This is a genomic window from Enterobacter sp. JS8-1 (assembly GCF_049187015.1).
Classification (GTDB): domain Bacteria; phylum Pseudomonadota; class Gammaproteobacteria; order Enterobacterales; family Enterobacteriaceae; genus Enterobacter; species Enterobacter mori.
Genome location: NZ_CP185805.1, coordinates 3,950,435 through 3,974,664, shown reverse-complemented (window position 1 = coordinate 3,974,664; position 24,230 = coordinate 3,950,435). Strand labels below are relative to the sequence as shown.

Genomic DNA, 24,230 nt, shown 5'->3' with positions numbered 1-24,230 from the left:
GGGGCATGATGACGGGTTTTCGTGAACAGGGAAGCGGCATCCCGCTGATGCTGCTGCACGGTATCAGCTCCGGCGCGGCCTCCTGGCACAAGCAGATGGCGCTGAACGGCTTTCGCGTGCTGGCGTGGGACATGCCCGGCTATGGCGAAAGCCCGATGCTGGCGGTTGAGCGTGCAAACGCGGGGGATTACGCCGACGCGCTGGCGGCGATGCTTGACCGCGCGGGCGTCTGGCAGGCGGTGCTGGTCGGCCATTCGCTCGGCGCACTGGTCGCCAGCGCCTTTGCGGCGAAGTTCCCGGATCGCGTCATCCATCTGGTGCTGGCGGACGCCGCGCAGGGCTACGGCAATGCCGCACCGGCGCAGCGCGAGCAGGTCTGGCGCAGCCGCGAACAGCAGATGGCATTGGGCGGTGAGATCCTCGCCCAGACCCGCGCCGCGAAACTGCTGCGCCCCGGCGCGCGAGAGGAAGATGTTGCCACCGTGGCGGCGGGCATGCGCACGCTGCGCCCGGAAGGCTACCTCGCGGCCGCGTGGATGCTGGTGCACGACGACATTCACGGCTGGCTTAAGCGCTTCCCGGGCAATTTTGAAGTCTGGTGCGGCGAGCAGGATGCCATCACCCAGCCGGAGCTGGTGCAGGGGCTGGCGCTGCGCTACGGCATGCCGTTTATCGCGATCCCGCAGGCCGGACACGCCAGCTATCTCGACAACGACGCGTTTTTTAACCAACAGCTTTTACGCATTAACGAAGAGGTGCGCGATGAATGCACACATTGACGGCCGCGTGGCGGTCGTTACCGGCGGTTCGTCCGGCATTGGCTTTGAAACGCTGCGCCTGCTGCTGGGCGAGGGGGCAAGGGTCGCCTTCTGCGGCCGCGATCCGGACCGGCTCGCCAGCGCCCACGCGGCGCTGCAAAACGAATACCCCAACGGGGAGATTTTCTCTTATCGCTGCGACGTGCTGAACGCCGACGAGATTCAGGCCTTCGCGGACGCGGTGCAGGCTCGCTTTGGCGGGGCGGATATGCTGATCAACAACGCCGGGCAGGGCTACGTGGCGCACTTCCACGACACCCCGCGTGAGGCGTGGCTGCACGAGGCCGAGCTGAAGCTGTTCGGGGTGATCAACCCGGTGCAGGCGTTTCAGCCTCTGCTGGAGCAGTCCGACATCGCCTCTATCACCTGCGTGAACTCCCTGCTGGCGCTGCAGCCGGAGGAGCACATGATCGCCACCTCCGCCGCCCGCGCCGCGCTGCTGAATATGACGCTCACGCTCTCAAAAGAGCTGGTGGGCAAAGGCATCCGCGTCAATTCCATTCTGCTCGGCATGGTGGAGTCCGGGCAGTGGCAGCGCCGCTTTGAGAACCGGGCGGACAAAAGCCAGAGCTGGCTGGAGTGGACGGCGGATATCGCGCGCAAGCGCGGCATTCCGATGGCGCGCCTCGGCAAGCCGCAGGAGCCCGCGCAGGCGCTGCTGTTTCTCGCCTCGCCGCTGGCCTCGTTTACCACCGGCGCCGCGCTGGACGTTTCCGGCGGCTTCTGCCGCCACCTGTAAGGACGCATCATGAAAAAGGTAATGTTAATTGGATTCGGTGCCATGGCGCAGGCGGTGATTGAGCGTCTGCCAGCGGGCGTCGTTATTGGCTGGATCGTGGCGCGAGAGTCTCATCACGCGGCGATCCGCGCGCAGCTTGGCGAGGATGTGGTGGCGCTGGCCTCCCCGATGGAGTGCGCGCATACGCCCGATCTGGTGCTGGAGTGCGCCAGCCAGCAGGCGGTGGCGCAGTATGGCGAAGCGATTTTAGGACGCGGCTGGCATCTGGCGGTGATCTCCACCGGTGCGCTGGCGGACAGCGCGCTGGAGCAGCGGCTGGTTGCGGCGGGAGGCAAACTGACGCTGCTCTCGGGTGCGGTTGCCGGTATCGACGGGCTGGCGGCGGCGAAAGAGGGCGGGCTTGAACGCGTGACCTATCAGTCGCGCAAAAGCCCGGCCAGCTGGCGTGGCAGCTACGCCGAGCAGCTTGTCGATCTCAGTTCTGTTTCTGAAGCAAAGGTCTTCTTCGAGGGCAGCGCCCGCGAGGCGGCGCGTTTGTTTCCTGCCAACGCTAACGTGGCGGCAACCGTGGCGCTCGGCGGTGTGGGGATGGATGAGACCCGCGTGCAGCTGATGGTCGACCCGTTAACGAAGCGCAATACCCACACGCTGCACGTGGAAGGATTGTTCGGCGAGTTCCATCTTGAGCTGAGCGGGCTGCCGCTGGCTTCTAATCCTAAAACCTCCACCCTGGCGGCACTGAGCGCGGTGCGCGCCTGCCGTGAACTGGCCCTGAGCTGAGGAGTGACAATGGACGATCTGAAGATTTTTATCGGCGGCCAGTGGCGACACGGCAGCGGCAACCCGATGCAGAGCCACTTCCCGGCTGACGGGTCAATTAACGCTACGCTGAATGCGGCAAGTCTCGACGATCTGCAGGAGGCGATTGAGGCCGGAGAGCGCGCCTGGCGCGATCCGGCGTGGCGCGGCTGCCTGCCGCACGTCCGGGCGAAGATCCTGCATAAGGTTGCCGATCTGATTGAGTCCCGCGTGGATGGACTGGCGCAGATGCAGAGCCGCGATAACGGCAAACCGCTGGCGGAAGCGCGCGGGCTGGTGATGAGCGCGGCGGGAACGGCGCGCTACTTTGCCGCCGCCTGCGAGTTGCTGGAGGGTGAGCTCCCAACGCCGCGCCAGCCGGATTTGCTGACGCTGAGCCGCTACGAGCCGCTCGGCGTGGTGGCCGCCATCACGCCGTGGAACTCGCCGATTGCCAGCGAGATGCAGAAGGTCGCGCCGGCCATTGCTGCCGGTAACGCGGTGATCCTCAAGCCCGCCGAAGCCACGCCGCTGATGGCGCTGGAGCTGGCGCGGATTTTCGAACAGGCCGGGTTGCCCGCCGGGCTGCTGAGCGTCCTGCCGGGCAAAGGCTCTGTGATTGGCGATGCGCTGGCGCGCCATCCTCGCGTGCGGAAAATTTCCTTTACCGGCGGCACCACCACGGGCCGTCATCTGGCGCACGTGGCGGCGGAAAAGCTGATCCCGGCCTCGCTGGAGCTGGGTGGAAAATCCCCGACCATCGTGCTGGAAGATGCAGACCTCGAACAGGCCGCGCGCGGGATCTGCTACGGCATTTTCAGCTCGGCGGGGCAGGCGTGCATTGCCGGATCGCGGCTGTTCATTCACGAGAGCATTTACGCGCCGCTGATGACGCGGCTGCTGGAGTTAACTCGCGGGCTGCGCGTCGGGCACCCGTTTACCGACGGCGTCCACGTGGGGCCGCTGATCAACGACGGGCATCGTCAGAGTGTGCAGGCGTACGTTGAGCTGGCGAAGCGCGAGGGCGGCCGCGTGCTGTGCGGCGGGGAGATCCCTGCCGATCCCAATCTTGCTAACGGCAGCTTTTTCCAGCCCACGATTATCGAGGGGCTGAGCAACAGCGCCCGCGTGTGTCAGGAGGAGATCTTCGGCCCGGTGCTGGTGGCGATGCCGTTTCGCGATGAAGCCACGCTTATTCGCGAGGCGAACGACTCGGTTTACGGCCTGGCGGCGGGAATTTGGACGCGCGATACCGGGCGTGCCCTGCGGTTAAGCGACCAGCTGGAAGCGGGCACCGTGTGGATCAATACCTACAAGGTTTTTGCCATTTCGACCCCGTTCGGGGGCTTTAAAGAGAGCGGCCTGGGCCGCGAAAAGGGCATTCAGGGGCTAAAAGCCTGGATGCAGCAAAAGAGCATTTATCTGGCGACGGGTAACAGCGTCAACCACTGGTGCGACTGAGAAAAGGGTGAGCAATGAGCGAAATGATAACCGTCGGCGACGCCATCGCCAGAACGCTGGAGCAGTATCAGGTTGAGGCCATTTACGGCGTCATCTCCATTCACAACCTGCCGATTGCTGACGCGGTGGGGCAGCGGGGCAACATCCGCTTCGTGCCCGCGCGCGGCGAGGCGGGATCCGTCACCATGGCCGACGCCCACGGGCGCTTTTCCGGCCTCGGCGTGGCGCTGACCAGCACCGGCGCGGGCGCGGGTAACGCCGTAGGTGCGCTGGTGGAAGCCATGAACGCCTGCACGCCGCTGCTGCATTTAACCGGGCAGGTAGAGAAAGCCTGGCTGGATGCCGACACCGGGTTTATCCACGAAACCCGCGACCAGTTGACCTTCCTGAAGGCCAGCTCAAAGCGGGCGTACCGCATCAGCAATGCTAACCAGGCGATGGCCATTCTGCACAAAGCCATTCAGGAGGCACAGACGCCGCCGTGCGGGCCGGTTTCTGTGGAAATCCCGATTGATATTCAGGGTGCGAAAATTCCGCTGTCGCTGGTGACGAAACCGGTGAAACCGGCTTCGGTTCCAGCCGTCGATCCCACGACGGTTGACGCACTGTGGACGCAGCTTAAGCTGGCAAAACAGCCGCTGCTGTGGCTGGGCGGCGGGGCGCTGGGAAGCGCTGACGCGGTGAAAAAACTGGCGGATGCGGGCGTGACGGTGATCTCCAGCACCCACGCGCGCGGCGTGTTGCCGGACAGCCATCGCGCCAGCCTGCGGGCGTTCCACAACTCGCCGTCGGTGGAAGCACTCATCGCGCAGTGCGATTTTACACTGGTCGCCGGTTCACGCCTGCGCAGCAACGAAACCCGTTCCTGGACGCTTGAGCTGCCGCATCCGCGCGTGCAGATTGATATCGACCCGGCGGCGGCAAGCCGTAACTATCTGATGGACAATATGCTGGTAGCCGACTGTTCCGCGTTGCTTGGCGCGCTTGCAGACAAAATTCAGGGCCGCGAGTGGGGCAACGCACAGTGGGATACGCAGGTGCAGCAGGCGGTTGAGCAAGCCGAGCAGGGGCTGCGCGAGCAGTGCGGCGCCTACGCGAAGCTCAACGACGCCATCGAGAAAGCGCTGCCGAAAGATGGCCTGCTGGTGCGCGATATCACCGTGTCTGGCAGCCTGTGGGGCAGCCGTCTGTTTCGCGCCAACGGACCTCTGATGAACATTCACTCTCTGGCCGGGGCAATTGGCATGGGGCTGCCGATGGCGATCGGCACTGCGATCGCCAACCCGCAGCGCAAGGTGGTGGGGCTGGTGGGCGACGGCGGCCTGAGCCTGAATTTAGGCGAACTGGCGACGCTGGCGCAGGAAAAAGCCAACGTGACGCTGCTGATCATGAACGACGGCGGTTACGGCGTGATGCGCGGTATTCAGGATAAGTATTTCGGTGGGCGGCAGTATTACAACGAGCTGCATACCCCGGACTTCACCCTGCTGGCACAGGCAATTGGCCTGCAGGCGTGGAGCGTTGAGCGGGCAGAAGATTTTGATGCGGTGATGACGGAGGCGCTGGCGATGCCGGGGCCGTCGGTGGTGGAAGTGCGAATGGGGCAGATTGGCGCGCTGAAGTTTGCCGGGCCGCCGCAGAAGACGCTTTACTAGCTGTACCCCAACCCTCTCCCACAGGGAGAGGGAGAAAACTGTAGGCCGGGTAAGGCGAAGCCGCCACCCGGCTTTTTTCATCAGAACACGTTAAACGGGTATTCCACGTAAGCGCGGATCTCATCCCCGCCCACGTTATAGTCGCTGGCGTTGCTGGAGACGCGCAGTACGGAGTAGCGCAGGCGCAGCGTCAGGTCTTTTGCCGGGCCATCCTGTACCTTGTACTGGATCTGGTTAAACCACTCGTGCTCTTTGCCGTTGCTGGTTTCAGACGTTTTAATGTTGTCGCCACGCACGTAAGCGGTGGTCCAGCTCAGGCCCGGCAGGCCGAGCCCGGCGAAGTCCAGACCGTAAGAGGCCTGCCATGAGCGCTCGTCTTCACCGTTGAAATCAGACCAGTAGGAGTTCGCCAGCCAGATGGTGTTGCCGCCGTCCCCCACGCCGCCCTGGTCGCGATAGCCGCCGTAGTTGTAGCCGGTGCTGCCGCTGCTCTGCTGGTACGCCACCTTGAAGGTATGAATATCCCAGATGTAGCTCGCCGCCAGGCTCCAGATGGTGTTGCTGCGGCCCGTGTCGAGGCTGTCCGCGTAGCGCTGATCTAGCCGCGAATTGTAGCCGTTGAAATCAAGCACCAGCTGCTGTCCGGTGCTGAACGGCTGTTTGAAGTTCATGCCCAGATACTGCTTATTCATTACCTCTTCATTATGAGAGGCGTACAGCGCGCCGCTGAACTGGTCGTTGAACTGGTAGCTTGCGCCGCCGAAGGTCAGGCTCTTCAGCCCGCTGTCGTGGCGGTCATCGCTTTTACGCTGCTCGTCGGTGAAGTAACCGGCGTTCACTTCCAGACCGTCGATCTCTTTCGAGGTCAGCAGGGTGCCGGTGTAGCTTTCAAACAGCAGGCGGGAGCTGTCGGATGTAATGATTGGCAGCTCAGGACGCTGGTTCCCGTAGCTCAGCACGGTATTGGAGATGCGCATTTTGGCCGTCGCGCCAAACTTTGCCAGATCGGATTTTGCCCGGCCGTCGTCTTCCTGCTTAAAGAAGTCGATGCCGCCCGCGCCGCTCTTGCCGCGGCCACCGTCCAGACGCACGCCATACTGGGCGATACCGTCTACGCCGAAGCCCACCAGCCCTTCGGTATAGCCGGATGCAAAGGTGGCAATGATGCCCTGGCCCCATTCGGCTTTATCCTGCTGACCCTGATGGTAATCGCGGCTGATATAGGCATTACGTAAAAACAGATCCAGATGGCTGTCGTCAATAAAACCCTGGCTGTCGGATTGCTGGCTTGCTGCGGCAGGTAATGCGGCGAATAAACTTAACGCAACGAATGATAATTCTTTTTTCACGGAGGGAACGTCTCTGTCTGGATATATTAATTTGAATGATTGCGTGGTTGATAATTACCGGAAATATTAACGATTGCAATAAATATGTGACCAGACGTTTCAGGGGCTAAATGCAGATGTGGCGGGGCTTGCTGGCGAGTTACCGATACGTGCTTTTAAATTGGCAATTCATGCGAAATAAAAGGGAGGCAAATATGCCTCCCGGTAAAATTATTTAATTCCGTCTGCGGCCATACGGTCGCGAATATGTTGTGCACGTTCTTCCGAGGCCGGGTGATCGTCAAACATGGAGCTTTGGCGACCCGCTTCCAGCTTGGCCAGTTTTTCGAAGCTGGTGGCTAAACCTGATGGATTAATCCCGCGTTTGCGCAACAGGTCGTAGGAGTAATCATCCGCTTCGGACTCCTGACGCTGGGAGAACTGGGAGTTAACCAGCTTTTCACCGACGTCGCCAAGCTGTGACTGCGACAGGCTGCCAACGATACCGCCCGCTGAGGCCGCCGCCGCACGAACGGCATTGGTACCCAGGGCAACCTGCATCCCTTTCTTCACGTGGCCGAGCGCAACGTGGCCCATTTCGTGGCCGATAACTGCTTCCACTTCGTTGTCGGTCATCATGTCCATCAGCCCGCTATAGACGCGAATACAGCCGTTCGCCATGGCGAAGGCGTTCACGTCTTTCGCCATGTAAACCTTGTAGTTCACCGGCTGGCCGTTGATGTTGTCGCCCAGCGCGGATGCAATCTTATTCAGACGCTGCGTGTAGGTACTGTTAGCCGGGGCAAGCGTGGCTTTTCCGTCCATATCCTTACACGCCTGATCGCTCAGCGTTTTTACCTGCGCGTCGCTCAGGGAATAGGCCTGAAAGGCTTCTGCGCCTGAGGTCATCAGACCGTTAGAATCCATATTCTGACAGCCGCTCAGCAGGAGCGTCGTACCCAGGGCCAGCACTATTGCACGCATTTTCATGAGATTGCTTCCGTACTCGTTAATCTGAATAAAATCCGAAAAGTGCACCGTCAGCGAAGCCGGTGTCGGGCTAAGTATAAGGAATATAGACAGGGGCGGGCGAGGAGATTGCGCAACATGCGAGCATGATCCAGAGATTTCTTAACGAGCAAAAGAATGCTCCATGTACATGACTTGCGGCTTGGGTTACATTGTTGGCACTTTTTTCCGGCGTAGCCCAAAACGCGCTGTCGTCAAGGGCATGGCCTTTAACAGTCCGATCTGGAGTTAAAATGTCCTCACGTAAAGAGCTTGCTAATGCTATTCGTGCGCTGAGCATGGATGCAGTACAGAAAGCCAAATCTGGCCACCCAGGGGCTCCTATGGGTATGGCTGATATCGCCGAAGTCCTGTGGCGTGACTTCCTGAACCACAACCCGCAGAACCCGTCATGGGCTGACCGCGACCGCTTCGTGCTGTCCAACGGCCACGGCTCTATGCTGATCTATAGCCTGCTGCACCTCACCGGCTACGATCTGCCAATCGAAGAGCTGAAAAACTTCCGTCAGCTGCACTCCAAAACGCCAGGTCACCCGGAAGTGGGTTACACCGCGGGCGTAGAAACCACCACCGGCCCGCTGGGTCAGGGTATTGCTAACGCAGTCGGTATGGCGATTGCGGAGAAGACGCTGGCGGCGCAGTTCAACCGTCCTGGTCACGACATCGTTGACCACTTCACCTACGCGTTCATGGGCGACGGCTGCATGATGGAAGGCATTTCTCACGAAGTGTGCTCCCTGGCAGGTACCCTTAAGCTGGGCAAACTGGTTGCGTTCTATGACGACAACGGTATCTCCATCGACGGTCACGTTGAAGGCTGGTTCACTGACGACACCGCAGCACGCTTCGAAGCCTACGGCTGGCACGTTGTGCGTGGCGTTGATGGCCACGATGCTGACTCGATTAAACGTGCAGTAGAAGAAGCGCGCGCTGTGACGGACAAACCGTCCCTGCTGATGTGCAAAACCATCATTGGCTTCGGTTCGCCGAACAAAGCGGGTACTCACGACTCCCACGGTGCACCGCTGGGTGATGCGGAAATCGCACTGACCCGTGAAGCACTGGGCTGGAAACACCCTGCATTCGAAATCCCATCTGAGATCTACGCTCAGTGGGATGCAAAAGAAGTGGGCCAGGCGAAAGAAGCGGCCTGGAACGAGAAGTTCGCTGCCTATGCGAAGGCCTTCCCTCAGGAAGCAGCTGAGTTCACCCGTCGCATGAAAGGCGACATGCCGTCTGACTTCGACGCGAAAGCGAACGAGTTCATTGCTAAGCTGCAGGCGAACCCGTCTAAAATCGCGAGCCGTAAAGCGTCTCAGAATGCGATCGAAGCCTTCGGTCCTCTGCTGCCAGAATTCCTCGGTGGCTCCGCTGACCTCGCGCCTTCTAACCTGACTATCTGGTCCGGTTCTAAAGCGATCAACGAAGACACTGCCGGTAACTACATCCATTACGGTGTACGTGAATTCGGTATGACCGCGATCGCCAACGGTATCTCCCTGCACGGTGGTTTCCTGCCGTACACCTCTACCTTCCTGATGTTCGTTGAATATGCACGTAACGCCGTGCGTATGGCCGCGCTGATGAAACAGCGTCAGGTGATGGTCTACACCCACGACTCCATCGGTCTGGGCGAAGATGGCCCAACTCACCAGCCGGTAGAGCAGGTGGCTTCCCTGCGCGTGACGCCGAACATGAGCACATGGCGTCCATGTGACCAGGTTGAATCCGCGGTGGCGTGGAAATACGGCGTTGAGCGTCAGGACGGTCCAACCGCGCTGATCCTCTCCCGTCAGAACCTGGCACAGCAGGAGCGTACGCCTGAGCAGCTGGCGAACATCGCTCGCGGTGGTTACGTGCTGAAAGATTGCGCGGGCCAGCCAGAGCTGATCTTCATCGCCACCGGTTCTGAAGTTGAACTGGCTGTTGCAGCCTGGGAGAAACTGACTGCCGAGGGCGTGAAAGCGCGCGTGGTTTCCATGCCGTCTACCGATGCGTTCGACAAGCAGGATGCTGCATACCGTGAATCTGTGCTGCCTAAAGCGGTTTCCGCTCGCGTCGCTGTGGAAGCGGGTATCGCTGACTACTGGTTCAAATACGTTGGCCTGAACGGCGCTATCGTCGGTATGACCACTTTCGGTGAATCTGCTCCGGCAGAGCTGCTGTTCGAAGAGTTCGGCTTCACCGTTGAGAACGTTGTCGCTAAGGCGAAAGAACTGCTGTAATTGTTTGTATGGTGCGGGCTGATGCCCTCACCCCGACCCTCTCCCACGGGGAGAGGGGGCAAACACTAAAAACGGTAACCTCTCGGTTACCGTTTTGCTTTTATCTCGTCGTTAATTATTCCATCAAAAATGTGATGCAAGTCATATAGCCCGCTTATTCATCTGGACAGAGATTCCTTTTATTCCCCAATTCGCTTATTCTTGCTGAAGCGTTTCAGTCGATTAAATGTTCGACAATTGACCAATCAATCGCAGTTTGTGACAGCAAGGATTCCCCTTCGGGCGTCGCTGGATTACTCTTTCAGCCACCTCAAACCCAGGGATAGCTTTGCAGGAGATCTATGACCGTACGCGTAGCGATTAATGGCTTCGGTCGCATCGGGCGCAACGTGGTTCGTGCTTTATATGAATCCGGGCGTCGTGCGGAAATAACCGTGGTAGCAATCAACGAACTGGCGGATGCTGCGGGCATGGCGCATTTGTTGAAATATGACACCAGCCACGGACGCTTTGCCTGGGATGTTCGCCAGGAAAGAGATCAGCTGTTTGTCGGCGACGATGCCATCCGCGTACTGCATGAGAGCAGCATCGCCGGGCTACCGTGGCGTGAACTGGGTGTGGATATCGTGCTTGACTGTACCGGCGTTTACGGCAGCCGCGAACATGGCGAAGCACATCTGGCCGCAGGCGCAAAAAAAGTCCTGTTTTCTCACCCCGGCAGTAACGACCTCGACGCGACCGTCGTGTTTGGCGTTAACCAGCATGAACTGCAGGCCGAACACCGCATTGTTTCCAACGCCTCCTGTACCACCAACTGCATTATTCCGGTCATCAAACTGTTAGACGATGCGTATGGCATTGAATCCGGCACCGTGACCACGATTCACTCCGCCATGCACGATCAGCAGGTTATCGACGCCTACCATCCGGATTTACGACGCACTCGCGCAGCGAGCCAGTCAATCATCCCGGTGGATACGAAACTGGCGGCAGGGATCACCCGAATTTTCCCGCAGTTTAACGACCGTTTCGAAGCGATTGCCGTGCGCGTTCCGACGATTAACGTGACCGCAATCGACCTCAGCGTGACGGTGAAAAAACCGGTAAAAGCCTGTGAAGTCAACCTGTTGCTGCAAAAAGCGGCACAGGGTGCATTTCATGGTATAGTTGACTATACGGAATTACCGTTGGTCTCAGTAGATTTTAACCACGACCCGCACAGCGCTATCGTCGATGGCACACAAACGCGCGTCAGTGGGGCACACCTTATCAAGACGCTGGTCTGGTGTGATAACGAATGGGGCTTTGCTAACCGAATGCTCGACACCACGTTAGCAATGGCCGCTCAAGGTTTCAGGTAAGACGCATCGTGCGTCTGCAAAACTTTAAGAATCAACGAGAGGATTCACCATGTCTGTAATTAAGATGACCGATCTGGATCTGGCTGGTAAACGCGTTTTCATCCGTGCCGATCTGAACGTACCGGTTAAAGATGGCAAAGTGACCAGCGACGCGCGTATCCGTGCATCTCTGCCAACCATCGAACTGGCTCTGAAGCAGGGCGCTAAAGTGATGGTCACTTCCCACCTGGGTCGTCCAACTGAAGGCGAGTACAACGAAGAGTTCTCTCTGCTGCCGGTTGTTAATTACCTGAAAGACAAACTGTCCAGCCCGGTTCGCCTGGTGAAAGATTACCTGGACGGCGTTGAAGTGGCTGCCGGTGAACTGGTTGTTCTGGAAAACGTTCGCTTCAACAAAGGCGAAAAGAAAGACGACGAAGCACTGTCTAAAAAATACGCTGCACTGTGTGACGTATTTGTCATGGATGCCTTCGGTACGGCTCACCGCGCGCAGGCGTCAACCCACGGTATCGGTAAATTCGCGGACGTAGCCTGTGCCGGTCCTCTGCTGGCTGACGAACTGGAAGCGCTGGGTAAAGCACTGAAAGAACCGGCTCGTCCAATGGTGGCTATTGTTGGTGGTTCTAAAGTTTCTACCAAACTGACCGTTCTGGATTCCCTGTCTAAAATCGCTGACCAGCTGATCGTTGGCGGTGGTATCGCGAACACCTTCGTTGCTGCTCAGGGCCACAACGTGGGTAAATCCCTGTACGAAGCAGACCTGGTTGACGAAGCCAAACGCCTGCTGACCACCTGTGACATCCCGGTTCCAACTGACGTTCGCGTAGCGACCGAGTTCTCCGAAACCGCAACCGCGACCCTGAAATCTGTAAATGACATCAAAGATGAAGAGCAGATTCTGGACCTGGGCGACGTTTCTGCACAGAAACTGGCTGAAATCCTGAAAAACGCAAAAACTATCCTGTGGAACGGTCCTGTTGGCGTGTTCGAATTCCCGAACTTCCGCAAAGGTACTGAGATCGTTGCTAACGCAATCGCAGATAGCGAAGCGTTCTCTATCGCAGGCGGTGGTGACACCCTGGCAGCAATCGACCTGTTCGGTATCGCTGACAAGATCTCCTACATCTCCACTGGTGGCGGCGCATTCCTCGAATTCGTGGAAGGCAAAGTACTGCCAGCAGTAGCAATGCTCGAAGAGCGCGCTAAGAAGTAAGCCATTCAAGGGCAGGGAAACCTGCCCAATTTTCAGCGCGCTTATAAGAGCACGCACCTTTTCTAACGGCCGAAGATACAGGACTAAGCAACATGTCTAAAATTTTTGATTTCGTAAAACCTGGCGTTATCACTGGTGATGACGTACAGAAAGTGTTCCAGGTAGCTAAAGAAAACAACTTCGCTCTGCCAGCAGTTAACTGCGTGGGTACCGACTCCATCAACGCCGTACTGGAAACTGCAGCCAAAGTTAAAGCTCCAGTTATCGTTCAGTTCTCTAACGGTGGCGCAGCGTTCATCGCAGGTAAAGGCGTGAAAACTGATGTTCCTCAGGGGGCTGCTATCCTGGGTGCTATCTCTGGTGCGCACCACGTACACCAGATGGCTGAACACTACGGTGTTCCAGTTATCCTGCACACTGACCACTGCGCGAAGAAACTGCTGCCGTGGATCGACGGTCTGCTGGACGCGGGTGAAAAACACTTCGCGGCAACCGGTAAGCCACTGTTCTCTTCTCACATGATTGACCTGTCTGAAGAGTCACTGCACGAAAACATCGAAATCTGCTCCAAATACCTGGCGCGTATGTCCAAAATGGACATGACCCTGGAAATCGAACTGGGTTGCACTGGTGGTGAAGAAGACGGCGTGGACAACAGCCACATGGACGCTTCTGCACTTTACACCCAGCCAGAAGACGTTGATTACGCTTACACCGAGCTGAGCAAAATCAGCCCACGCTTCACCATTGCAGCGTCCTTCGGTAACGTGCACGGCGTTTACAAACCAGGTAACGTGGTTCTGACCCCAACCATCCTGCGTGATTCTCAGGAATACGTTTCTAAGAAACACAACCTGCCGCACAACAGCCTGAACTTCGTCTTCCACGGCGGTTCCGGTTCTTCTGCTCAGGAAATCAAAGACTCCGTAAGCTACGGCGTAGTGAAAATGAACATCGATACCGACACCCAGTGGGCAACATGGGACGGTATCCTGCAGTACTACAAAACCAACGAAGCTTACCTGCAGGGTCAGCTGGGCAACCCGAAAGGCGAAGACCAGCCGAACAAGAAATACTACGATCCACGCGTATGGCTGCGCGCTGCGCAGACGTCCATGGTGACCCGTCTGGAGCAGGCATTCAAAGAACTGAACGCGATCGACGTTCTGTAATTTGAGCTGCTAACAGCATCAGAAGGCCCGCACATGCGGGCCTTTTTTTTCGCGTTTTCAACATGCTGCAACATCTGCTTTTGTGATCTGTTTGGCAATATTTGCGCTTTTTGTTTACCCTTTACTGACCTGCCTGTCTCCATGGGGGATGGATTTTGTGTTTTGGTTTAACAAAAGGAAGAATAAATGGAACAACTCGATGTTGTAGACAGCATCAATCACGCCGGTAACTGGCTGGTGCGCAACCAGGCACTGCTGCTGAGCTATGCCGTGAACATCGTCGCGGCGATTGCCATCATCATCGTCGGGATGATCGTGGCGCGTATCGTATCGAACGCGGTCAACCGCGTGATGCTGGCCCGTCACATTGACGCCACGGTGGCTGATTTCCTCTCCGCACTGGTGCGTTATGGCATCATCGCCTTTACGCTGATTGCGGCGCTGGGTCGCGTGGGCGTGCAGACGGCATCCGTCATCGCCGTGCTCGGTGCGGCTGGTCTGGCTATTGGTCTGGCACTGCAGGGCTCACTTTCAAACCTGGCGGCAGGCGTTCTGCTGGTCACCTTCCGTCCGTTCCGCTCGGGTGAATACGTTGACCTTGGCGGCATTGCCGGAACCGTACTGCAGGTGCAGATTTTCTCAACCACCCTGCGTACCGTCGATGGCCGTATCGTGGTGGTACCGAACGGGAAAATCATCGCGGGCAACATCATTAACTTCTCCCGTGAACCGGTACGTCGTAATGAGCTGATTATCAGCGTGGCCTATGACTCCGACATCGATCAGGTAAAATCGCTGATTAGCAATATCATTGCTTCAGACGATCGCATTCTGAAAGACAAAGAGCAGACGGTCCGCCTCAACGAACTGGGCGCTTCTTCTATTAACTTCGTGGTGCGTATCTGGAGCAAAAGCAGCGATCTGCAAAACGTCTACTGGGACGTGCTGGAGCGCATTAAGCGCGAGTTTGACGCCAACGGCATCAGCTTCCCGTACCCGCAGATGGACGTAAACGTCAAAAAAGTAAAAGAAGCCGAATAACATCTCCCGTAGGCCCGGTATGCGCTAGCGCCACCGGGCTTTTATTTTATTAGCCATGCTAATACCCAATTAATATTATCAATTTCCTCTAATGTCATTCTCACAGTATAGTCTGCTCCAAAGACAATTCTGCGAGATTTACGTCATGTTATCCTATTACTTTCAAGGCCTTGCACTAGGTGCGGCCATGATCCTGCCTCTCGGTCCCCAAAATGCGTTCGTGATGAACCAGGGCATCCGCCGCCAGTATCATCTGATGATCGCGTTGCTGTGTGCCGTCAGTGACTTGCTGCTGATTTGCGCCGGGATTTTTGGTGGCAGCGCGCTATTGATGCAGTCTCCATGGCTGCTGGCGCTGGTGACCTGGGGCGGCGTGGCGTTCCTGCTGTGGTACGGATTCGGTGCTTTGAAAACGGCGATGAGCAGCAACCTTGAGCTTGCGAGCGCCGAAGTGATGAAGCAGGGCCGCTGGAAAATTATCGTCACCATGCTGGCGGTGACCTGGCTCAACCCGCATGTTTATCTTGATACTTTCGTGGTGTTGGGTAGCCTGGGCGGACAACTGGACGTTGAGCCGAAGCGCTGGTTTGCGCTCGGTACGGTCAGCGCCTCCTTCCTCTGGTTCTTCGGCCTCGCCATTCTGGCGGCATGGTTGGCCCCGCGTTTGCGTACCGCTAAAGCTCAGCGCATCATCAATACGCTGGTCGGTCTGGTGATGTGGTTTATTGCTTTCCAGCTGGCAAAAGAGGGCATTCATAATGTACAGGGATTGTTCAACTAAGCGTTTGTCTTATGGACATCTGAACAAGACCCGCTAAGCTTGCTGGCATGCGCCCTGATGTTGGGGCACTCTTCGCAACATGGAGGAATGACAGTGAAGTTTAAAGTGATGGCCCTGGCGGCATTAGTGAGTTTAGGTGCGGTGTCGGTGCAGGCAAATGAATTGCCAAATGGCCCGCACATCGTCACTTCAGGCACCGCAAGCGTGGACGCGGTACCGGATGTTGCAACCCTGGCAATTGAAGTGAACGTGGCCGCGAAAGATGCCGCCTCCGCTAAAAAGCAGGCTGACGATCGTGTTGCGCAATATCTCTCTTTCCTCGAGCAGAATGGCGTAGGTAAAAAAGATATTAGTTCCGCTAACCTGCGTACCCAACCGGATTACGACTACCAGAACGGGAAAAGCATTCTTAAAGGCTACCGTGCAGTACGTACCGTCGAAGTGACCGTGCGTCAGCTTGATAAGCTGAACTCGCTGCTTGATGGCGCGTTAAAAGCGGGGCTGAATGAAATTCGTTCCGTCTCGCTGGGCGTTGCGCAACCGGAGAAATACAAAGACGAAGCGCGTAAAGCCGCGATTGATGATGCAATCCATCAGGCGGAGCAGCTGGCTTCTGGCTTTAAGAGCAAGCTCGGCCCGGTTTACAGCGTGCGTTACCACGTCTCTAACTACCAGCCAAGCCCGATGGTACGCATGATGAAGGCTGATGCAGCCCCGGTTTCTGCTCAGGAAACCTATGAGCAGCCAACCATTCAGTTCGACGATCAGGTGGATGTGGTGTTCCAGCTGGAGCCAACTCAAACTCAGCAAACTGAGGCGGCTAAGGCGCAGTAATTTGCCCTCACCCTAACCCTCTCCCACAGGGAGAGGGAATTCAAGCGATTAGTCCTGTCTCAACACCTTATGTCCGAACGCCAGCAGCGCGTCGGTGACGTTGCGCATCATACGGCTTTCCGGCGCAAAGCGGTGCCAGTAGAGCATCCGGCGCTGATACAGCCCCGGCGTCAGGTCAATCAGCTCACCGCTTTTCAACTCTCTCTCAATCTGCAGGTGCGGGATCATGCAGCAGGTGGTGCCCTGACGTGCAAGCTGCACAAAGGCTTCAGACGAGTTCACGATATGGCACGGCACGCTGCCCGGCGGGAGGTCGAAGTTTTGCTGCAGGAACGCCTGGTGCATATCATCCAGATGGTCGAACGCCACGGCAGGGGCTTTCAACAGCGCGGCGCGGGTGACGCCATTCGGGAAGTAGCGCTCGGCAAAGGCTTTTGAGCCAACAAACAGGTAGTCCAGCGCACCTAGCTGATCGACAAGACAGCTTGGCAGTGCCTGAGGCTGGATACTGACCGCGCCAACCACTTCACCACGACGCAGGCGCTCCTGTGTACGGGTTTCATCTTCTACCTGTAAATTCAGTCGAATAGGGGAATCGGCCAGGACTGGCGCAAGGGCAGGCAGCAGCCAGGTTGCCAGACTGTCAGCGTTCACCGCCAGCGACAGCAGTAGCGGCGTGGAACCCGTTTGTTCATCACCCAGCCACTCATCTTCCAGCAGTTCAACCTGACGCAGCAGCGCGAGGAGCTTTTGCCCTTGCTCCGTTGGACGCGGCGGAACGGTACGCACCAGCAGGGGTTGCCCGAACATGTTTTCAAGCTGTTTGATACGCTGTGATACGGCGGACTGGGTAATGCACAACTTCTGCGCCGCGCGCTCAAAACCGCGTTCACGAATAACCGCATCAAGTGCCTGTAGTGTTCTGTAGTCCGGACGTTTCATTGCTCTGGCTTACTCCTTAATTTTGCTTAATCTGCACTATGACACAATTTTCCCTTCGTGGCAGACGAAATCCATCCGACGTGTTCTATAATGCGCCCTGAGTTTTCACACCACAGGCAAAACGATCATGACGCAGGATGAACTGAAAAAAGCAGTAGGATGGGCCGCTCTCCAGTACGTACAGCCGGGTACCATTGTCGGTGTTGGTACGGGGTCAACGGCGGCACACTTTATCGATGCCCTGGGCACGATGAAGGGGCAGATCGAGGGCGCGGTTTCCAGCTCCGATGCTTCCACGGAAAAGCTGAAAAGCCTCGGCATTACCGTTTTCGATCTCAACGAAGTGGATCGTCTGGGCATTTACGTTGATGGCGCGGATGAGATCAACGGCCATATGCAGATGATCAAGGGCGGTGGCGCGGCGCTGACGCGTGAAAAGATCATCGCTTCTGTAGCGGACAAGTTCATCTGTATCGCGGACGCCTCCAAGCAGGTCGACATCCTGGGTAATTTCCCGCTGCCGGTCGAAGTGATCCCGATGGCCCGGAGCGCGGTTGCCCGTCAACTGGTGAAGCTGGGCGGTCGTCCGGAATATCGTCAGGGCGTAGTCACCGATAACGGTAACGTGATCCTCGACGTTCACGGTCTGGAAATCCTCGACGCAGTCGCACTGGAAAATGCCATCAACACTATTCCAGGCGTAGTGACCGTAGGGTTATTTGCCAACCGTGGCGCGGATGTGGCGCTGATCGGCACGGCTGACGGCGTGAAAACCATCGTAAAATGATCTGACGGGGGGAGTCCTCCCCCCGCTAAAAAATTTTTGAAAGCTAAATTCGGTGACTTGTATCACGTTTTTGAACCTCTTTTGCCGATCCTGCCGCGTTTGTAAATTTCCATAGCATTTTCCTCTGACATTTTGCCCTGGATGACTTTTCTTCAGAGTGCCGACGCAAACGTTCATATTGCTGCAATAGTTTTTTTTGATATGTTGGCTACAGCGGATTCATATCCAGCACAACATCAGTTCAGACAAAAACAGGGTCGGGTAAATGGCAAAGGTATCACTGGAGAAAGACAAGATTAAATTCCTGCTGGTCGAGGGCGTGCATCAAAAAGCAATCGATAGCCTTCGTGCGGCAGGTTACACCAACATCGAATTTCACAAAGGCGCGCTCGATACCGAAGAGCTGAAAGCGTCCATCCGTGATGCCCACTTCATTGGCCTGCGATCCCGTACTCATCTGACTGAAGACGTTATTGCCGCGGCGGAAAAGCTGGTGGCTATCGGCTGCTTCTGCATCGGTACCAACCAGGTTGACCTGAATGCTGCCGCCAAACGCGGTATTCCCGTGTTTAACGCCCCGTTCTCCAACACCCGTTCCGTGGCGGAGCTGGTGATTGGCGAACTGCTGCTGCTGCTCCGCGGTATTCCTGAAGCGAACGCCAAGGCGCACCGCGGCGTGTGGAACAAACTGGCGTCCGGCTCTTTCGAAGCGCGTGGTAAAAAGCTGGGGATTATCGGCTACGGCCACATTGGTACGCAGCTCGGTATTCTGGCGGAATCCCTGGGTATGCACGTGTTCTTCTACGATATCGAAAGCAAGCTGCCGCTGGGCAATGCGACCCAGGTTCAACATCTGTCTGACCTGCTGAACATGAGCGACGTGGTAAGCCTGCACGTGCCGGAAAATGCCTCCACCAAGAACATGATGGGCGCGGAAGAGCTGGCGCTGATGAAACCGGGCTCACTGCTGATCAACGCCGCGCGCGGCACGGTTGTTGATATCCCGGCACTGGCGGATGCGCTGAAGCGTAAGCATCTGGCGGGCGCGGCCATCGACGTGTTCCCGACGGAGCCCGCCACCAACAGCGATCCGTTCACCTCTCCGCTGTGCGAGTTCGACAACGTGATTCTGACGCCACATATCGGCGGTTCGACTCAGGAAGCGCAGGAGAATATCGGTCTGGAAGTAGCAGGTAAGCTGAGCAAATACTCCGACAACGGTTCTACGCTCTCTGCCGTGAACTTCCCGGAAGTGTCTCTGCCGCTGCACGGCGGTCGTCGTCTGCTGCACATCCACGAAAACCGTCCAGGCGTGCTGACCGCCATCAACCAGATCTTTGCCGAGCAGGGCGTTAACATTGCTGCGCAGTATCTGCAGACCAACTCGCAGATGGGCTATGTGGTTATTGATATCGAAGCGGATGACGATGTGGCCGAGAAAGCGCTGCAGAGCATGAAGACGATTCCGGGGACGATTCGCGCACGTCTGCTGTACTGATCGTGCGGTTTGTGGTGTCGGGTGGCGGCTGCGCCTTACCCGACCTACGTTGAGGTTTTGTAGGCCGGGTAAGGCGTAGCCGCCACCCGGCTTAATTCTACCAAAGCCACGTTTTACTGGGTGTTATCACCGCCGGCAGCGGCACATCCCATTTCTCCACCGGCAACGCCTCCACGCCCTGACAATCATGCGCGTAACCCACCGGCTGTAGCCCGTACTGCTGCCAGTTTTGCAGCGTCCTGTCATAAAAACCGCCGCCCATCCCTAAACGCTGGCCCTGTTCATCAAACGCCACCAGCGGCGCGATCAGCACGTCCAGCTCAGAGAGCGGCAGCACGTCGCGGACGTCGAGTTTCGGCTCGGTGATTTTCAGGCGGTTCACCACCAGCTCGCTGTGCGGGTGGTAGTGCAGAAACAGCAGATTACCGTCGCTGAACGGGTGCAGCACCGGCAGATACACCTTCTTCCCGGCGCGCCAGAGCTGTTCTATCAGCGGCTGGGTATCCAGCTCTCCGTCAAATGACAGAAACAGCGCAACGGTGTGCGCCATCACGACAGGGGGATACGCCATCATACGGGCGGCGGCCTGCTGGGCAAAATGCGCTTGCTGATCGGGGGTTAACGCACGGCGGCGCTGACGAATTAACTGACGGATGTCCTGGCGTGAAGCAGAAACTTCAGGGAATTGAGTCATGGTAGTCGGTAGAAGAAAAGAGAGGGAATCTCCGAGATGCCGCCGCAGGCTGTAACCCTTGAACCCTTGGTTCAAGGTGAATGTGTCGTCATAGTTTTAAGGCTTCTCGGACGGACCGAGCATGCTCACCAACCATGGAGCGCCACATTCTTGTGGTATGAAATATCGGCTCAGGGGACTGGCCCGCTTGCGAACATCTCAGAGAAATTTTGTCTTCACAGTTACTCTACCATAGTCAACTGAGAAGTGTTATTCAAACTTTGGTCCCGGTCTTTCGGGAGTGCGACCTTGATCAAGCAATGCCTGTTCTATGGTCTGCTGGAGCATTTTAATGCGTTGCTCCATGCTTGCCGCGTAGTCGCGGGTCTTCGCTTTTTCCTGAGTCAGTTCATAGCTGATGTTCAACGCGGCGATGAAAACCAGCTGCTCAGTATTTGTGACTCTAGTGCGTTCTTTTAGATCTTGCAACCGCTGATTCAAATCGTCCGCAGCCTGATTCAAAGCATCCCTTTGTTCAGGTGGACAATTCACTCGCAGTGAACGGCCAAAAATCTGGAGATCGACGGGTTGTGCAGACATGCCACCTTCCTGCTGATTGACTGCGCTGCCTTCGCTTACTGCCCCGGGGGCTGCGAAGGGGCGACACTATAGCTACCCTGATGTGAAGATACAAGCCCTTTTCTGGTATCACCAGGGTCCAAAGTGGTAGCATATCATGAATATCCCCCAATGATGACGAATGCGCATGTCTATACAGAACGAAATGCCTGGTTACAAGGATTTAAACCAGTTACTGAACCAGCAGGGAGTGGGTTTAACCCCTGCCGAAATGCACGGTCTGATCAGTGGCATGCTGTGCGGCGGAAACAGCGACAGCTCCTGGCAGCCGCTGATCCACGACCTCACGAACGAAGGACTGGCGTTTGGTCACGAACTGGCAGAAGCGCTGCGTAAAATGCACGCGACGACCAGCGATTCGCTGGAAGACGATGGCTTCCTTTTTCAGCTTTATCTGCCTGATGGGGACGACGTCAGCGTCTTCGATCGCGCGGATGCGCTCGCGGGTTGGGTAAACCATTATCTGCTGGGCCTGGGCGTGTCTCAGCCGAAGCTCGATAAAGTGACCGGCGAAGCGGGTGAAGCCATCGACGATCTGCGTAATATTGCACAGCTTGGCTACGATGAGGACGAAGACCAGGAAGAGCTGGAAATGTCCCTCGAAGAGATCATCGAATACGTGCGCGTGGCGGCGCTGCTGTGCCACGACACCTTTACGCGTTCACAGCCGACCGCGCCGGAAGTCCGCAAGCCAACCTTACATTAAGAAAAATAACGCACAGGAGGGTGTCATGGTTATCTCGAATCAAGAGTATTTGCGCCGTCGTCAGGCGCTGTTAGCCAGCATGCAGCCGGGAAGCGCTGCCCTGATTTTTGCCGCGCCCGAAGTGACGCGCAGTGCCGACAGCGAATACCCCTATCGCCAGAACAGCGATTTTTGGTACTTCACCGGGTTTAACGAGCCGGAAGCGGTACTGGTGCTGATCAAGAGCAATGACACCCACAACCACAGCGTGATTTTCAACCGCGTGCGCGATCTGACCGCTGAAATATGGTTTGGCCGCCGCTTAGGGCAAGAGGCCGCCCCGGCGAAGCTGGGCGTTGACCGCGCGCTGGCCTTTAGCGAAATCAACCAGCAGCTTTACCAACTGCTCAACGGTCTGGACGTGCTGTATCACGCCCAGGGCGAATATGCGTATGCGGATGAGATTGTCTTCACCGCGCTGGATAAGCTGCGTAAAGGTTCGCGGCAGAACCTGTCTGCTCCCGCCACGCTCACAGACTGGCGCCCGGTCGTGCATGAGATGCGCCTGTTTAAGTCTGAGGAAGAGCTCAACGTGCTGCGCCGCGCGGGCGAAATCAGCGCCCTGGCCCACACTCGCGCCATGGAGAAGTGCCGTCCCGGCATGTTCGAATACCAGCTTGAGGGCGAAATTCACCACGAATTTAACCGTCACGGCGCGCGCTTCCCGTCCTACAACACCATCGTTGGCGGCGGGGAAAACGGCTGCATTCTGCACTACACCGAAAACGAAAGTGCGCTGCGCGACGGCGATCTGGTGCTGATTGACGCCGGGTGTGAGTATTTGGGCTACGCAGGCGACATCACCCGAACCTTCCCGGTGAACGGTAAATTCTCGCCTGCTCAGCGCGAAATTTACGACATCGTGCTCGAATCCCTGGAAACGGCGCTCAGGTTATATCGTCCGGGTACCTCCATTCAGGATGTCACCGGTGAAGTGGTGCGGATCATGATTACGGGTCTGGTGAAACTCGGCATTCTGAAGGGCGACGTCGACATGCTGATTACCGAGAATGCCCACCGTCCGTACTTTATGCACGGCCTGAGCCACTGGCTAGGTCTGGATGTTCATGACGTGGGCGCATACGGTCCTGAACGTTCACGCGTGCTGGAGCCAGGCATGGTGTTAACCGTTGAGCCGGGTCTGTACATTGCGCCGGATGCTGACGTGCCGGAACAATACCGCGGGATCGGCATTCGCATCGAAGACGACATCGTGATCACCGAAAACGGCAATGAAAACCTGACCGCAACCGTCGTGAAGAACGCCGATGATATTGAGGCGCTGATGGCAGCGGCACGCGCATGAGCGTGATCATCGTGGGCGGTGGGATGACCGGCGCCACGCTGGCGTTAGCCATTTCGCATTTGACGAAGGGCCAGCTCCCGGTACATCTGGTTGAAGCCGTTGCGCCGCAGGCAAAGAATCATCCGGGTTTTGATTCCCGCGCCATTGCCCTGGCGCAGGGTACCTGCCAGCAGCTCTCCCGCATTGGCATCTGGCAGGCGATCGCTGATTGCGCCACGGCAATTAACACCGTGCACGTGAGCGATCGCGGGCATGCCGGTTTTGTGACGCTGGATGCCCATGATTACCGTATCGACGCGCTGGGTCAGGTTGTTGAACTCCACGACGTTGGCCTGCGTCTGTTCCGTCTGTTACAGGATGCGCCTGGCGTCACGCTACACTGTCCGGCGCGCGTCGCCAGTTTTAGCCGCAGCGAAGACGCGGTGAGCGTAGCGCTCGATAATGGCACCGTTCTCGACGGTCAGCTTCTGGTGGCGGCGGACGGCTCGCGTTCGGCGCTCGGCACGCAGTGCGGCGTAGAGTGGCGGCAGCAGCCTTACGGGCAGGTCGCGGTCATTGCGAACGTCGCGACCGCAGCAGAGCACAACGGCCGGGCGTTTGAGCGCTTCACGCAGCACGGCCCGCTGGCGATGCTGCCGATGTCGGACGGGCGCTGTTCGCTTGTCTGGTGTCATCCGCAGGAAAAAGCTGAAGAGGTTCGGGCCTGGTCCGACGAACGTTTTTGTACCGAGCTGCAGAAAGCCTTCGGCTGGCGACTCGGGCGTATTACCCATGCGGGGAGACGTGCAGTCTATCCGCTGTCGTTAACCACCGCATCGCAGTCTGTATCTCACCGCGTGGCGCTGGTCGGCAACGCTGCGCAGACATTACATCCGATTGCCGGACAAGGATTTAACCTTGGGCTGCGTGATGTCATGAGCCTGGCGGAATCGCTGGCGATGGCATGGGGCGAGCAAAAAGATTGTGGCGCTTATTCGGTACTTAGCCATTACCAGAAGCGACGCCAGGCCGATAAAGAGGCGACAATCGGCGTTACCGATGGTTTAGTTCATCTGTTTGCCAATCGCTGGGCACCGCTGGTTGCGGGTCGCAACCTCGGGCTGATGGCGATGGAACTGTTCATTCCGGCACGTGACGTGCTGGCGCAGCGGACCCTGGGTTGGGTCGCGCGTTAAGGAGTTATCA

At 57.4% G+C, this 24,230-nt stretch carries 22 protein-coding genes and 1 other RNA gene; 17 read left to right on the top strand and 6 right to left on the bottom strand.

Annotated features, from left to right (window positions below; genetic code table 11):
- Positions 1 to 8: 8 nt before the first annotated feature.
- Genes ACOQH0_RS18885 through ACOQH0_RS18865 form a run of 5 tightly spaced genes read left to right on the top strand, consistent with a single transcriptional unit; the run spans position 9 to position 5,471 of the window.
- Positions 9 to 779 carry an alpha/beta fold hydrolase gene (locus ACOQH0_RS18885; protein ID WP_089599994.1) on the top strand — a complete coding sequence of 257 codons (771 nt, stop codon included), beginning with the start codon at positions 9 to 11 and terminating at the stop codon, positions 777 to 779.
- Entirely contained in the window at positions 763 to 1,557 is a 795-nt protein-coding gene (locus ACOQH0_RS18880; RefSeq protein WP_042719034.1) for an SDR family oxidoreductase, read from the top strand. Before ACOQH0_RS18885 ends, ACOQH0_RS18880 begins: the two co-directional genes overlap by 17 nt.
- A gap of 9 nt (positions 1,558 to 1,566) precedes the next feature.
- Positions 1,567 to 2,337 carry an aspartate dehydrogenase gene (locus ACOQH0_RS18875; protein WP_421510983.1) on the top strand — a complete coding sequence of 257 codons (771 nt, stop codon included), beginning with the start codon at positions 1,567 to 1,569 and terminating at the stop codon, positions 2,335 to 2,337.
- Positions 2,338 to 2,346: 9 nt separating this feature from the next.
- Positions 2,347 to 3,816: an aldehyde dehydrogenase gene (locus ACOQH0_RS18870; protein ID WP_421510982.1), complete on the top strand. Its 1,470-nt coding sequence runs from the start codon at positions 2,347 to 2,349 to the stop codon at positions 3,814 to 3,816.
- A 14-nt stretch (positions 3,817 to 3,830) separates the two neighbouring features.
- Positions 3,831 to 5,471: a thiamine pyrophosphate-binding protein gene (locus tag ACOQH0_RS18865; RefSeq protein ID WP_421510981.1), complete on the top strand. Its 1,641-nt coding sequence runs from the start codon at positions 3,831 to 3,833 to the stop codon at positions 5,469 to 5,471.
- Between the two features lie 80 nt (positions 5,472 to 5,551).
- On the opposite strand, the gene ACOQH0_RS18860 is transcribed toward ACOQH0_RS18865, so the two are convergent.
- Positions 5,552 to 6,820 carry an OprD family outer membrane porin gene (locus ACOQH0_RS18860; RefSeq protein WP_421510980.1) on the bottom strand — a complete coding sequence of 423 codons (1,269 nt, stop codon included), beginning with the start codon at positions 6,818 to 6,820 and terminating at the stop codon, positions 5,552 to 5,554.
- A 210-nt stretch (positions 6,821 to 7,030) separates the two neighbouring features.
- Positions 7,031 to 7,789 carry a M48 family metallopeptidase gene (locus ACOQH0_RS18855; RefSeq protein WP_421510979.1) on the bottom strand — a complete coding sequence of 253 codons (759 nt, stop codon included), beginning with the start codon at positions 7,787 to 7,789 and terminating at the stop codon, positions 7,031 to 7,033.
- A 272-nt stretch (positions 7,790 to 8,061) separates the two neighbouring features.
- Between ACOQH0_RS18855 and tkt the strand changes: the two genes are divergently transcribed.
- The 7 genes from tkt (at position 8,062) to ACOQH0_RS18820 (ending at position 16,455) form a co-directional block, all read left to right on the top strand.
- Positions 8,062 to 10,053: a transketolase gene (gene tkt / locus ACOQH0_RS18850; RefSeq protein ID WP_010435385.1), complete on the top strand. Its 1,992-nt coding sequence runs from the start codon at positions 8,062 to 8,064 to the stop codon at positions 10,051 to 10,053.
- Between the two features lie 341 nt (positions 10,054 to 10,394).
- Complete coding sequence (gene epd / locus ACOQH0_RS18845) at positions 10,395 to 11,414, top strand: erythrose-4-phosphate dehydrogenase (RefSeq protein ID WP_010435383.1); 1,020 nt, start codon at positions 10,395 to 10,397, stop codon at positions 11,412 to 11,414.
- Between the two features lie 49 nt (positions 11,415 to 11,463).
- Positions 11,464 to 12,627 (top strand): phosphoglycerate kinase, encoded by a 1,164-nt coding sequence (gene pgk / locus ACOQH0_RS18840; protein ID WP_010435381.1) that lies wholly within the window; start codon positions 11,464 to 11,466, stop codon positions 12,625 to 12,627.
- A gap of 92 nt (positions 12,628 to 12,719) precedes the next feature.
- Positions 12,720 to 13,799, top strand: coding sequence for a class II fructose-bisphosphate aldolase (gene fbaA, locus ACOQH0_RS18835; protein ID WP_010435379.1), 1,080 nt, complete (start codon positions 12,720 to 12,722; stop codon positions 13,797 to 13,799).
- Between the two features lie 186 nt (positions 13,800 to 13,985).
- Positions 13,986 to 14,840: a small-conductance mechanosensitive channel MscS gene (locus ACOQH0_RS18830; RefSeq protein ID WP_010435377.1), complete on the top strand. Its 855-nt coding sequence runs from the start codon at positions 13,986 to 13,988 to the stop codon at positions 14,838 to 14,840.
- Positions 14,841 to 14,985: 145 nt separating this feature from the next.
- Complete coding sequence (gene argO, locus ACOQH0_RS18825) at positions 14,986 to 15,621, top strand: arginine exporter ArgO (RefSeq protein ID WP_415342974.1); 636 nt, start codon at positions 14,986 to 14,988, stop codon at positions 15,619 to 15,621.
- Between the two features lie 93 nt (positions 15,622 to 15,714).
- Positions 15,715 to 16,455 (top strand): oxidative stress defense protein, encoded by a 741-nt coding sequence (locus ACOQH0_RS18820; protein ID WP_042715527.1) that lies wholly within the window; start codon positions 15,715 to 15,717, stop codon positions 16,453 to 16,455.
- Positions 16,456 to 16,503: 48 nt separating this feature from the next.
- Here the strand turns inward: ACOQH0_RS18820 and argP are convergent, their stop codons facing one another.
- Positions 16,504 to 17,397: a DNA-binding transcriptional regulator ArgP gene (argP, locus tag ACOQH0_RS18815; RefSeq protein ID WP_006178395.1), complete on the bottom strand. Its 894-nt coding sequence runs from the start codon at positions 17,395 to 17,397 to the stop codon at positions 16,504 to 16,506.
- A 127-nt stretch (positions 17,398 to 17,524) separates the two neighbouring features.
- On the opposite strand from argP, the gene rpiA reads away from it, so the two are divergent.
- Together rpiA and serA are read left to right on the top strand one after the other, a co-directional pair.
- On the top strand, positions 17,525 to 18,184 hold the full coding sequence (gene rpiA, locus ACOQH0_RS18810; protein WP_420984319.1) for a ribose-5-phosphate isomerase RpiA: 660 nt from the start codon (positions 17,525 to 17,527) through the stop codon (positions 18,182 to 18,184).
- A 265-nt stretch (positions 18,185 to 18,449) separates the two neighbouring features.
- The gene (serA, locus tag ACOQH0_RS18805) at positions 18,450 to 19,682 is read left to right on the top strand and encodes a phosphoglycerate dehydrogenase (protein WP_421510978.1); all 1,233 of its coding nucleotides are present in this window, start codon (positions 18,450 to 18,452) and stop codon (positions 19,680 to 19,682) included.
- 97 nt (positions 19,683 to 19,779) lie between these two features.
- Here serA and ACOQH0_RS18800 read toward each other — a convergent pair whose 3' ends face one another.
- The 3 genes from ACOQH0_RS18800 to zapA all read right to left on the bottom strand — a co-directional run bounded on the left by ACOQH0_RS18800 (position 19,780) and on the right by zapA (position 20,955).
- Entirely contained in the window at positions 19,780 to 20,376 is a 597-nt protein-coding gene (locus ACOQH0_RS18800; protein ID WP_420984320.1) for a 5-formyltetrahydrofolate cyclo-ligase, read from the bottom strand.
- A 24-nt stretch (positions 20,377 to 20,400) separates the two neighbouring features.
- Positions 20,401 to 20,584: non-coding RNA, 6S RNA (gene ssrS / locus ACOQH0_RS18795), on the bottom strand.
- A 41-nt stretch (positions 20,585 to 20,625) separates the two neighbouring features.
- Entirely contained in the window at positions 20,626 to 20,955 is a 330-nt protein-coding gene (gene zapA, locus ACOQH0_RS18790) for a cell division protein ZapA (protein WP_014071673.1), read from the bottom strand.
- Between the two features lie 166 nt (positions 20,956 to 21,121).
- Between zapA and ACOQH0_RS18785 the strand changes: the two genes are divergently transcribed.
- Genes ACOQH0_RS18785 through ubiH form a run of 3 tightly spaced genes read left to right on the top strand, consistent with a single transcriptional unit; the run spans position 21,122 to position 24,220 of the window.
- Entirely contained in the window at positions 21,122 to 21,700 is a 579-nt protein-coding gene (locus ACOQH0_RS18785) for a YecA family protein (protein ID WP_125914856.1), read from the top strand.
- Between the two features lie 31 nt (positions 21,701 to 21,731).
- A complete protein-coding gene (gene pepP, locus ACOQH0_RS18780) occupies positions 21,732 to 23,045 on the top strand; it encodes a Xaa-Pro aminopeptidase (RefSeq protein ID WP_421512371.1) in 1,314 nt (437 codons plus the stop codon).
- Positions 23,042 to 24,220: a 2-octaprenyl-6-methoxyphenyl hydroxylase gene (ubiH, locus tag ACOQH0_RS18775; protein ID WP_421510977.1), complete on the top strand. Its 1,179-nt coding sequence runs from the start codon at positions 23,042 to 23,044 to the stop codon at positions 24,218 to 24,220. Before pepP ends, ubiH begins: the two co-directional genes overlap by 4 nt.
- Positions 24,221 to 24,230: the final 10 nt, after the last annotated feature.